The organism is Pseudomonas sp. ICMP 460, assembly GCF_002723595.1.
Taxonomy (GTDB): Bacteria; Pseudomonadota; Gammaproteobacteria; order Pseudomonadales; family Pseudomonadaceae; genus Aquipseudomonas; species Aquipseudomonas kitaguniensis.
This window is the reverse complement of the sequence record NZ_LKBR01000012.1, coordinates 139216-149866: the sequence shown is the minus strand read 5'-3', so window position 1 is coordinate 149866 and position 10651 is coordinate 139216. Positions and strand designations below refer to the sequence as shown.

Genomic DNA, 10651 nt, shown 5'->3' with positions numbered 1-10651 from the left:
CCTGTGGGAGCGGGCTTGCTCGCGATGGCATCAACCCGGTGTACCTGATGGTCCGAGGTGCCTGCATCGCGAGCAAGCCCGCTCCCACAGTTGGTCGTTAATCCTGGGGTTCTACACTCAGCACTTCGATCAACTGGTCGCCGACGGGGCGTTTCCACAGCACCTCGTCGCCAATCTTCAGCGAGACCTGTGTGAGCGGGCTTGCTCGCGATGGCATCAACCCGGTGTACCTGATGGTCCGAGGTGCCTGCATCGCGAGCAAGCCCGCTCCCACAGTTGGTCGCTATGCCTCGGGTTCTACACGCAGCACTTCGATCAACTGATCGCCGACGGGGCGTTTCCACAGCACCTCGTCGCCGATCTTCAGCGAGACCTGTGGGAGCGGGCTTGCTCGCGATGGCATCAACCCGGTGTACCTGATGGTCCGAGGTGCCTGCATCGCGAGCAAGCCCGCTCCCACAGTTGGTCGCTATGCCTCGGGTTCTACACTCAGCACTTCGATCAACTGATCGCCGACGGGGCGTTTCCACAGCACCTCGTCGCCGATCTCCGCACCCAGCAACGCGCGGCCCAGCGGTGAACCCCAATTGATCAGGCCCGCGCCGGCATCGGCCTGATCTTCACCGACCAACTGAATGCGCTGCTGCTCATCCTGTTCATTGGCGAAGGTGATCCAGCTGCCGATCTGCACCTTGTCGGTGGATGTGGCGGGCGCCACCACCTGCGCACTTTGCACGCGCTGGTTGAAGTAGCGTAAATCCCGCTCAAGATCAGCCTGGCGCTGCTTGTCGGCCTGCTCACCCTTGGCGGATTCGGCGCTGTGCGCCTGCTGCAACTGCGCAACCCTGGCCTGCAGCTGCGCCAACCCTTGCGCGGTCAGGTGGTTGGGTTGCTCGCTGACCTGACGCTCCACCGGCTGATCGGCTTGGGCGGCGGCGTTGTCTTCATTTACAAAAGCTCGGCTCATGACGTACTCCTTCTATGGAGTTTGGGCCACGTGCGCCGCGCTTTAGTTTCGATGAATGTTATTGCGAGCGATAAGCCCTGCCGGCGTCGCGGTCTTTTTCATGCTGCCAGGCACGCTCACGGTCGTCCCAGTGATTGTCTTTGTAGTCACGCAACGTTTCGTTTTCGCGCATGGCTTTGCACTGGCGAAAGCCATCTTCCCAGCCTTCGGCGTATACGCGGTCTTGCAGATAACGCGGCACGTTCTTGCGAAACTCGCCGGTAATTACCCCAGCGGCCTGGCGACCGCTGCTACAGCCATCATCAAAACCATCGGCAAACGCCGGTGGGTAACCTTTGGCCAGCAAATCCTGATGGGTTGACTGGCAACCCGACAACCACACCACCGCACACAGCATTACCGCATACCGCCACATGGCGTACTCCCTGGCCGTTTCACGGCTTATACGGGGAGTCTAGATAAGGATTTGTTGGAGCGGTGTGAAAGGGGAGTGAGAAATGTGTTGGGTTAAAGCGCCATCAGCGACGATTCCCTTTAACTTGCAGGACGTTTCCTAGAGAATCGCTGGGCTATTGCGCCGTAGGGTTTGAGTGTCTAGCCTCCTCGGGTCGCTGCAAAACAGCGATTGGGTTTAGCGACCCGAGAAACGTAGATACGACCTCCGCAACTATTTTGGCTGGCATTTTTTGTCTGCCTTATCGTGTTATGGCGGCTGTGCGCGGGAGACCTTTGGGTCTACCGGGTTTCTAGGTTACCGGTTCGCTAACCCGCGTACAGCTGCCACCTTTTCATGTTTAGCGACATGTCTGGCAGTTTCTTCTTCCTAACCTAAGAGAAACACCATGACCAAACTCGTTCCCGATCCACCTCTGGCTTCAATCACCACCCTCGGCGTCGTTACCTTCGGCGACTACGGCGAAAATCAAAAACCACTGTTCCGAGTCAATTCGGGCATGCCCATCGGCGAAGCCCTGGAACACGCCTCCACGCTGCTTTACTACTCCAAGAAACTCGCCATGGAAGCTGCCATGGACGTACGCGGCGAACAATATGCCTGGGCGGCGCATTTTTTATGCGAGATGGGCAAAGCAGTAGTCGATGACCTGACCCAAGCAATGACCCCCGCAAAATAAAGCCAACCAACCCCCTCAATTGGAATACGTTGGCTGCTCCGATCGTTCCCACGCTCTGCGTGGGAATGCTGCCCTGGACGCTCTGCGTCCGCTTTGAGTGCGTGACGCGGAGCGTCACAGGATGCATGCCCACGCGGAGCGTGGGAACGATCTAGCGGGTTAGTAGTGATACCACTTCACTTCGAGCATCACTTCATTCACTGGCGTCGAAAGGTGGCTGTATTCGCGCTGGGCGCTTAGACGTAATCCGAGGTTGCGCGACAATTCCCACTGCTGGTTCAGGCTGACACTGCGGCGTACTTCGCCATTGGTGAAGAAGTCACCCTTGGCCTCCAGACTCAAATTGCCCAGTGGGTTTTTCCACAGCACGCCGGTGTTAAACCCGGCGGCAGGGGAGATGGCTTCGCTGAAGTCGTTGTTGTGTTCCACGCGCACGGTGCCGAGGGCGAAGCCGAGCATGTCGTCGGTCAGTTGCCAGGTGCCGCCGGCGCCGCCGTTGACGTGGGCCACCAGGGTTTCGTCGTCGTGTTTGCCCGGTACGCGCTCCAAACCGCCGGTGACTTGCCATGACCAGGGTTGCAGCAGGGCGTTGCGCGGCGTCAGCGAGCGAATGGTCGCGAGGTCCAGTTGCTGCAATTGCCACTGATTGCCTTCGTACTGGCGCAGTTTCATTTGCAGAATTTCGATCTGCGCGCCCAGCGGGAAGCCTTCGGCGTTGTCGTTGAGGTCGTGGTAGGCCATGCGCAGGCCGTATTCGCCGAAGGCTTTGTCGCCACGCGTGCCGATACCGGCTTGCCAGGTGCGTGACTCGTGGCCGTTCTCGGGCAGGCCGGGCTGTTCAATCTTGAGGTCGGGCGCGGGGTTCTGGTTGATCGCGCGCAGCAGTTCGAAGCTGCGCTGGGAGCGTTCGGTGTCGCGCTCCAGGCCATTGGCGCGGTAGCGGCCGAGGCGGTAAGCCGCATCGATAATCAGCGCCTGACGCTCGCGGGGCAGCGCTTTGAAAGCGGGCTCCTGCAATTGCTTCTGGTCATCGCTGATTTTAAGCACCCACTGTTGTTCATCATTTTGCAGCGGTTTGGCGCGCTCCAACAATTCGCGCTCACGCGAAGGGCGGTAATCAATCTTCTCGACCAAACCGGCTTCTTTCACCGCTTTTACCGTGTCGGTCGGAATCGCGGTCAGCGGGAATTGCTCAGTCAAGCGCAGGCTGGGCCGGGCCACTTGCAGCAGTTCCAGCAGGCGGTAGGAGCAGTTTTCGTCGAAGAAGAAATAATCGAACTGGATCTGCTTCAGCTCCCACACGTGCTCAACCATGCGCTCGGTCTCGACCTGCGTGAGGTTAAGGCGGTATTCCCACAGGTCACGGTTTTCGAGGCTGCGGTATTCCGAGAGTTTTTCCTGGTAAGGCACCAGCGCAAACAGGCCAGGATAGCCACCCATCAGGCCTTTCCAGGCGTAAAGAATGCTGTTGTCGGAGCCCTCGATGTAGGCACCAAAGTTGATCGCGTAGCTGAGCAGGGCGGTCTTGTTGCTTTGCACGTCGGCCTGGTCGATGCGCAGCAGTGTGTGGCCGAACATCGACGACGGGCTATTGAGGTAGGCCGCCGGGAAGATCATCACCGCGCTGTGCGGCGCGACGTCCTTGAACCATTGCTTGAATTCTTTGCAGTCCACGGCGGGCAAATCGGTCAGGTGTAACTGATCCTTGAGCCAGCGGGTACGTGCGGGGTAGACGCATTGGGCGTGTTTTTCGCCTTGGGTGACCGGAGCGTATAGCGCTTCAACGGTGGCCTTGAGTTCGGCGTCCGGATGGTGAGCGCCCTCGGCGGCGAGGAAAAACTTCTTGTCGCTGACATAGCTGCGCCAGCCACTTATTTTGCCGGCTTCGTAATGGCCCAAAGACAGCCAGAACGGCTCGTTGGCCAATTGCTGCAAACGTTGATCATCAATTTGCGGGGCCGCATACAGCGGGGCGCAGCCGAGGAGTGCCAACCAGGCGAAGCGTTTGAGCATAGGGGCAACTTAAGTCGGAAAAAGTGAGACCCAAAGGGGAGGCGGGCCCAAAAATGAAACCCGCGCCCTGGAGGGCGCGGGCGGGTCGAGCTTAAGCCTGAGTAGCGTATTTCGCCAGGCGGGTGTCACTTTTCAGTACTGCCAGGGTGTTGTTGTGCACGTCATCAGCCGTCACGTCAGCTTTGCTGAAGATTTGCTGGAAGTGCTCGTGAGTCACAGCAGCAAAGTGCTCGCGATCTTCCGGTGCAACGCCCAGTACCACGGCGTAGGTGGTCAGCGCTTCGCCATTGCCTTTGGCCATGTCTTCGGACAGCTCGTTCATCATGCCATTCATAGCAATCCAGGACTTGCCGCCGTAGGTCAGTGCGCTGTTGGTGCTGCAACCGTTGGTGCCAGAGGTCATGCCGAAGGTGGCGTTACCCGAGGTGCCGTTGGTGGTGGAAGCGAGGAAGTGAGCCGGAGTGCCGCGCTGGCCTTCGAACAACATGTTGCCCCAACCGCAGTTCGGGCCACCTGGTGATTCTGCCATTGCATTGAGGGAGACAACGGTGAAGAGAGTACCAAGAAGGATCCGTTTCATAGCTTTGTTCTCTTAGTGTGCAAACCAATGGACAAGGGGTTCAGGCGCGTTGCAGCGCCCTAGGAGCCGGTTATTAGTCCAGCCCGCGCAATTTGGAGTTTAGGCAGGTTCCTTGGGTTCCGTTATTTTTTATAAAACAATCAGTGTTATCGCGATTTTTTTGTAGGACGCATGCCGTGTCTGCGCTTTACCAAAAAGCGCGCCTTGCCAGAGCGCGTGACCGGGAGCCAGAATGCCGTTATCTGCCCCGCCTGATGTAAGGAAGCCCGATGCCTGATCCTGTTGCTGCCAGCTTGCGTCTAGCGCCCGAAGCGCTGACTCGCCCTTTTTCCGCTGAACAGTTCAGCTTCTCGACCACCAATGATTTGGAGCCCTTTCGCGGTGTGCTTGGCCAGGAACGTGCGGTTGAAGCCTTGCAGTTCGGTGTGGCCATGCCACGCCCCGGTTACAACGTGTTTGTGATGGGCGAGCCCGGTACCGGCCGCTTTTCGTTCGTTAAACGCTACTTGAAAGCCGAAGGTAAGCGCCTGCAGACCCCGTCGGACTGGGTCTACGTGAATAATTTTGATGAGCCGCGTGAACCGCGCGCCCTGGAATTGCCAGGCGGCTGCGCGGCGGCCTTCATCGCCGACATCAACGGTTTGGTCGACAACCTGGTCGCGACCTTCCCGGCGGTGTTTGAACACCCGACGTATCAACAACGCAAAAGCGCCATCGACCGCGCCTTCAACCAGCGCTACGACAAGGCCCTGGACGTGATCGAGCGCCTGGCCCTGGAAAAAGACGTGGCGCTGTACCGCGACAGCTCCAATATCGCCTTCACCCCGATGCTTGAGGGCAAGGCGCTGGACGAAGCGGAGTTTTCGCAACTGCCGGAGGCCGATCGCGAGCGCTTCCACAGCGACATTTCCGAGCTGGAGGAACGCCTCAACGAAGAACTGGCGAGCCTGCCGCAGTGGAAACGTGAGTCGAACAACCAATTGCGCCAGTTCAACGAAGAAACCATCACCCTGGCCCTGCAACCTTTGTTGGCGCCGCTGTCGGAAAAGTACGCAGAAAACGCCGGTGTTTGCGGCTATCTGCAAGCCATGCAGGTGTATCTGCTCAAAACCGTGGTCGAGCAACTGGTGGACGACGCCAAGACCGACGCGCAGGCGCGCAAGTTGCTGGAAGAGCAATACTGCCCGAGCCTGGTGGTAGGCCACCCGGTCAACGGCGGCGCGCCGGTGGTGTTTGAGCCGCACCCGACCTACGACAACTTGTTCGGCCGTATCGAATACAGCACCGACCAGGGCGCGCTGTACACCACGTATCGCCAGTTGCGCCCCGGCGCTTTGCACCGTGCCAACGGCGGTTTTCTGATTCTTGAAGCCGAAAAAATGCTCAGCGAGCCGTTTGTGTGGGATGCCCTCAAGCGCTCGTTGCAGTCGCGCAAATTGAAGATGGAATCGCCATTGGGCGAGCTGGGCCGTTTGGCCACTGTGACCCTCAACCCGCAGATGATTGCGTTGCAGGTCAAGGTCATCATCATCGGCTCGCGCCAGCTTTACTACGCGTTGCAAGACGCCGATCCGGACTTCCAGGAGATGTTCCGCGTACTGGTGGATTTTGACGAAGACATCCCGATGGTCGACGAAAGCCTGGAGCAGTTCGCCCAGTTGCTCAAAACCCGTACTTCGGAAGAAGGCATGGCGCCGCTGACCTCGGACGCGGTGGCGCGGTTGGCAACGTACAGCGCACGCCTGGCGGAACATCAGGGCCGTTTGTCGGCGCGCATTGGCGACTTGTTCCAACTTGTCAGCGAGGCGGACTTTATTCGCCACCTGGCCGGCGACGAGATGACTGACGCCGGGCATATCGAGCGCGCGCTGAAGGCCAAGGCCACGCGCACCGGGCGTGTATCGGCGCGGATTCTCGACGACATGCTCGCCGGCGTCATCCTCATCGACACCGCCGGTGCGGCCGTGGGCAAGTGCAACGGGCTGACGGTGCTGGAGGTCGGTGATTCGGCGTTTGGTGTGCCGGCGCGAATTTCCGCCACGGTGTACCCGGGCGGCAGCGGCATTGTCGACATCGAACGGGAAGTTAACCTCGGCCAGCCGATTCACTCCAAGGGCGTGATGATCCTCACCGGTTACCTGGGCAGCCGCTATGCCCAGGAATTCCCGCTGGCGATTTCGGCGAGCATCGCGCTGGAGCAGTCCTACGGTTACGTGGACGGTGACAGTGCGTCGTTGGGCGAAGCGTGCACGTTGATTTCGGCGCTGTCGAAGACGCCGCTCAAGCAGTGTTTTGCCATCACCGGTTCGATCAACCAGTTTGGTGAAGTGCAGGCGGTGGGCGGGGTTAACGAGAAGATCGAAGGCTTCTTCCGCCTGTGCGAAGCACGCGGGTTGACCGGCGAGCAAGGGGCGATCATTCCGCAAGCCAACGTCAACACGTTGATGCTCGACGAGAAGGTGCTGCAGGCGGTTCGCGACGGGCAGTTCCACATCTACGCCGTGCGTCAGGCGGATGAGGCGTTGAGCCTGTTGGTGGGTGAGCCTGCCGGTGAGCCGGACGCCGAAGGGCAGTTCCCGGAGGGTACCGTGAACGCCCGCGTGGTAGAGCGTTTGCGCGCGATTGCCGAGATGATCAGTGAGGAAGACCTGAAAGAAGCCGAAAAGGAGCTGGCGCAACAGGCGCTGGCGCAAGCCCAGCCAAGCTGACACCGGCAGGCCTGCTTGCTGCGGTTGGTTTGTTGTGGCAAGCGGGCTTTCTGTGGGAAGCGGGCTTCTGTGGCGAGCGGGCTTCCTGTGGCGAGCGGGCTTGCTCGCGCTGGGTGGCGAAGCCGCCCCTCTCAGATACCACTCGGTACATCAGGGGTGTTGAGTCGCCTGTTTTGGGGCTGCTTCGCACCCCAACGCGAGCAAGCCCGCTCGCCACAACACGCCCAATCACCACAAATTGCCTATCACCACAGGGGCCGACGCCCGTTGGTCCCTGCGGCCTTGGCTTGTCGAAGTTTTCCCCTATTCTTTGTTTAAAGGCTAGAGCCAGCTTACCGAGGGTCGCCGCCGTGCCGCGCAACCTTTGCCTTACCCGCCAGTGCCTGGGCCTGGTCACCCGTATCGAATGCTGCATTCGCCCTCTCGCGGGGGATAACGGGCTGTGGACCCTGTTATTCGCCGCCGGAATGACCGGCGAACAGCCTTCCGCGATCAAGTCCCAAGGCCCGTTTCATGGGCCTATCGGCGCAGAAAGCATGCTTGAGTCAATCGTCGATAACCTGACCCAACACGGTTATGCGCAAGCCGACGACCCGCAGATCTGGTGCCTGCACCTGCAGGCACATCTGCGGCGCCTCAACCGCGCGCGCTCGCCAGCGCTCAGCGACACCCACCACTGAAAAACGTCGTACCCACGTTCTGCGTGGGAATGCCGCCCTGGGCGCTCCGCGTCCCTCTGCCGCCATAGCCTGCGCGTTATTTGCTTTCAGGCTTGTCCAGCTTCACCTCAAAACCGTATTGCACGGTATCCAGGTCGGTACGCTGGTAACTCTCCAGGCTGCTCGGCTGGCCGTAAAAATAATGCACATCAAACAGCGCCGTGCCGTATTCCTCGGCGCGATGGCTAACGCCAAGGATTTCTTTGAGGTAGTTGCCGCTGGCGTCTTTGGCGTAGAAGCGCCAACTGTCGGCGGGGAAGTCTTTTTGATCGACGATCAGCGCGTTGTCCTTCAGCGACAGGCCTTTGGGCAGCTTGCTCACGTCAACAGTGGCTTTGTCGATGGTGGCCAGAAACAACGGCACCGAGCCCACCACAAAGGCGGGGTTTTCCGGGAACAAGTTGAGGTCGTACGTGAGCGTGCCACTGGCAGCGTTCAACTCAAAGGCCTCGGCCGGCAGCTCGATAGGCTCACCGCGTTGGCCCTTGTCGTCCGCCGTGAAGAACGTGATAGGCGCATCGCTGTTGTTGCGCTCGGCGCCCACCAAGTCGTCATTGAAGGTAAAGGGGTGGTCGAACACGATTTTCGCGGCGCTGGCGTCTTCGGTCGACTGGCTGATGGTCACGCTTTTTTTCAGCTGTTCCTCGGTCATCGCAGCGTCTTTGAGCCAACTGGCGGCGCCGTCGTCGTACACCGTGACCGGCATCGGCAGGGCTTGTACGGTGTTTTGCAAGCTGTTCTTGTCGAAACGCAGCACCGGCAGGTCGAGGTCCTTGTGGGTCAGCGTGGCCTTGGAAAAGTCCAGTACGTCGACCTGCAGGGTGTCGATCAGGCCATTGAAATACACCTTGGCGTAATGGCTGCTTTGCGTGTGCTCAAAGGCTTTTTGCTCGTCGCTGAGTTGCTTTTCAAACGCCTCCGACCAGGCGGTCTGCTTCTGCATGTCGGCCAATTGTTTCTGGTAAAACGCTACTTGTGCGGCGTTTTCGTTAATTGAGCCTGAACGGGTCAGAAATTGCCCGGTGCTGTCGCGTGCCTGCACCAGCAAGGGGTTGGGCGACTCGTCGCCGACTTCCGGCGCCAGCGGCTCGCTGTTGGTCAGCTCGATTTCGGCGTAATTTTTCTCAAGCAGCAGCAACTTGAGGGTGATATTGCCCTCGGTGCGTGTGTGGCCCACGTCTTTTTTCGACAGGTCGAACGTCAGCACTCTGCCCGGCGCAACCACTTCAACCGCGCCCTTGAGGCTGACGGGCTGCGGTTGGCTCTTGTTCTCGGTCTCGACACCTTCGATGAACGGGTAGGTCACCGTCAGGTCATCGGGGTTGGTCAGGTTGGAGCTGCTCGGGCTCAGTTGAATACCCGGGTCGGTTTCCGACCATTCCGGCTGGAACGGGATCACTTTGTTGTTGCTCAACGTCACCGACTGCCATTCCAGCCCATGCGGAAACGGGAATTGGTCGGGTGTGTTGAAGCTGAACGGGAACACCGGCTGCAAATCGGTCAGGTAGTCGGAGTGCGAGGGTTTGCGCAGTACGAACAGGCCGTTGATGTACGTGTCGACCAAGGCTTGCGGCGTAGGGTAGTGCTTGAGCAAGGCCAGGCTGTCTTCGCCGTATTCGGCTTCGACAGGCTTGGTCGCCAGCCGGGCCTGCGCCCGTTCCAACAACAGCAGCGAGCCGCCGAGGTCGGCGATGGCGTCTCTGAGCTTGGGGTCTTGTATGGCGTCGAGCGACTGTTCGAACTTCGCGGTTTTCTCTTGAAGGGTTGCCTGTTTCTGCTCTTCTTTGGGCGAGCAGCCGCTGACCATCAGCAACACCGCGCACAGGCCGATACCGGCCAAAGGGGATCGCACATCCGTCATCTGGGTCTTCCTGTTCAACAGCATCGAGCTGATGTGATGGCTTCGACACTAGCAGAAAAAAAACCTTACAGATGCCGGAAAAGTCAGTTTTATGCAGGTTAAAGGTAGCGGTTACAGGTGTTTCGTGGCGGCTGGTATACTCGCGGCCTTTTTTAGCCTCGCTGTGTGAGATTCCAATGGAACGCTTTATCGAAAATGCTATGTACGCCTCGCGTTGGCTGCTGGCGCCGATCTATTTCGGCTTGTCCCTGGGGTTGCTGGCGCTGGCGCTTAAATTCTTTCAGGAAGTGATTCACCTGCTGCCGAGTGTGTTCTCGATGGCCGAGTCGGAACTGATCCTGGTGCTGCTGTCGTTGATCGACATGGCACTGGTCGGCGGCTTGCTGGTGATGGTGATGATTTCCGGCTACGAGAACTTCGTCTCGCAACTGGACATCGATGAGAGCAAAGAAAAGCTCAACTGGCTGGGCACCATGGATTCTTCGTCGTTGAAGATGAAAGTGGCGGCGTCCATCGTGGCGATTTCCTCGATTCACCTGCTGCGTATCTTCATGGACGCCAAGAACGTCGATCCGCAGCATTTGATGTGGTACGTGATCATCCACATGACCTTCGTGGTCTCGGCGTTTGCCATGGGTTACCTCGACAAGCTGACCAAGCACTGATGCCT

The 10651-nt window shown here is 59.1% G+C and carries 9 protein-coding genes and 1 pseudogene; 4 read left to right on the top strand and 6 right to left on the bottom strand.

All coding sequences use genetic code 11. The annotated features are described in order from the left end of the window. Nucleotides 1–283 precede the first annotated feature (283 nt). The 3 genes and pseudogenes from AO240_RS29310 to AO240_RS10620 all read right to left on the bottom strand — a co-directional run. Nucleotides 284–361, bottom strand: a pseudogene (locus tag AO240_RS29310) (transcription elongation factor GreAB); the annotation flags it as partial. Between the two features lie 108 nt (nucleotides 362–469). Then, nucleotides 470–967: a GreA/GreB family elongation factor gene (locus AO240_RS10625; RefSeq protein WP_099236499.1), complete on the bottom strand. Its 498-nt coding sequence runs from the start codon at nucleotides 965–967 to the stop codon at nucleotides 470–472. Between the two features lie 58 nt (nucleotides 968–1025). Continuing rightward, the gene (locus AO240_RS10620; protein ID WP_099236498.1) at nucleotides 1026–1382 is read right to left on the bottom strand and encodes a hypothetical protein; all 357 of its coding nucleotides are present in this window, start codon (nucleotides 1380–1382) and stop codon (nucleotides 1026–1028) included. 427 nt (nucleotides 1383–1809) lie between these two features. On the opposite strand from AO240_RS10620, the gene AO240_RS10615 reads away from it, so the two are divergent. Then, nucleotides 1810–2100 (top strand): DUF3077 domain-containing protein, encoded by a 291-nt coding sequence (locus tag AO240_RS10615; protein ID WP_099236497.1) that lies wholly within the window; start codon nucleotides 1810–1812, stop codon nucleotides 2098–2100. Nucleotides 2101–2259: 159 nt separating this feature from the next. Here AO240_RS10615 and AO240_RS10610 read toward each other — a convergent pair whose 3' ends face one another. Further along, nucleotides 2260–4113 (bottom strand): DUF4105 domain-containing protein, encoded by a 1854-nt coding sequence (locus tag AO240_RS10610; protein WP_099236496.1) that lies wholly within the window; start codon nucleotides 4111–4113, stop codon nucleotides 2260–2262. Nucleotides 4114–4204: 91 nt separating this feature from the next. After that, the gene (locus AO240_RS10605; RefSeq protein ID WP_017139294.1) at nucleotides 4205–4693 is read right to left on the bottom strand and encodes a DUF3015 domain-containing protein; all 489 of its coding nucleotides are present in this window, start codon (nucleotides 4691–4693) and stop codon (nucleotides 4205–4207) included. Nucleotides 4694–4962: 269 nt separating this feature from the next. On the opposite strand from AO240_RS10605, the gene AO240_RS10600 reads away from it, so the two are divergent. Both AO240_RS10600 and AO240_RS10595 read left to right on the top strand, forming a co-directional pair. Further along, complete coding sequence (locus AO240_RS10600) at nucleotides 4963–7401, top strand: Lon protease family protein (RefSeq protein WP_058415390.1); 2439 nt, start codon at nucleotides 4963–4965, stop codon at nucleotides 7399–7401. Between the two features lie 350 nt (nucleotides 7402–7751). Beyond that, nucleotides 7752–8081, top strand: a complete 330-nt coding sequence (locus AO240_RS10595) for a hypothetical protein (RefSeq protein ID WP_099236495.1) — start codon at nucleotides 7752–7754, stop codon at nucleotides 8079–8081. Between the two features lie 76 nt (nucleotides 8082–8157). On the opposite strand, the gene AO240_RS10590 is transcribed toward AO240_RS10595, so the two are convergent. Continuing rightward, nucleotides 8158–9981, bottom strand: coding sequence for a hypothetical protein (locus AO240_RS10590; protein WP_099236494.1), 1824 nt, complete (start codon nucleotides 9979–9981; stop codon nucleotides 8158–8160). A 176-nt stretch (nucleotides 9982–10157) separates the two neighbouring features. Here AO240_RS10590 and AO240_RS10585 point away from each other — a divergent pair, with 176 nt between their 5' ends. Next, on the top strand, nucleotides 10158–10646 hold the full coding sequence (locus AO240_RS10585) for a TIGR00645 family protein (RefSeq protein ID WP_058415393.1): 489 nt from the start codon (nucleotides 10158–10160) through the stop codon (nucleotides 10644–10646). The last annotated feature ends 5 nt before the right edge of the window (nucleotides 10647–10651 follow it).